This is a genomic window from Faecalibacterium sp. DFI.5.82 (genome assembly GCF_029076575.1).
Classification (GTDB): Bacteria; Bacillota; Clostridia; order Oscillospirales; family Ruminococcaceae; genus Faecalibacterium; species Faecalibacterium duncaniae.
Genome location: NZ_JARFIS010000076.1, coordinates 1 through 446 on the forward strand (window position 1 = coordinate 1; position 446 = coordinate 446).

Consider the following 446-nt stretch of genomic DNA (forward strand, 5'->3'; position numbering starts at 1 on the left):
CCGGCCTGAACGTCAAGCGTATCATCAACGAGCCCACTGCCGCATCTCTGGCATACGGCATTGATAAGGAAGAGGACCAGAAGATCATGGTCTACGACCTGGGCGGCGGCACCTTCGATGTCTCCATCATCGAGATGGGCGACGGCGTGACCGAGGTTCTGGCCACCAACGGTGATACCCACCTGGGCGGCGATGACTACGACCAGCGCATCATCGACTGGATGGCAGATGCGTTCCAGAACGAGAACGGCATCGACCTGCGCAAGGATAAGATGGCCGCACAGCGCTTGAAGGAAGCTGCTGAGAAGGCAAAGATCGAGCTGTCCAGCGCAATGAGCAGCCAGATCAACCTGCCCTTCATCACTGCCGACGCTACCGGCCCCAAGCATCTGGAGATGACCCTGACCCGCGCAAAGTTCAATGAGCTGACCGCTGATCTGGTTGAC

Annotated in this window: 1 protein-coding gene; it reads left to right on the forward strand. The window is 58.5% G+C overall.

Features of this window, described 5'->3' with window-relative positions; translation table 11 throughout:
- On the forward strand, positions 1–446 hold a 446-nt coding region (locus P0G09_RS15635; RefSeq protein ID WP_275253111.1), incomplete at both ends, for an Hsp70 family protein.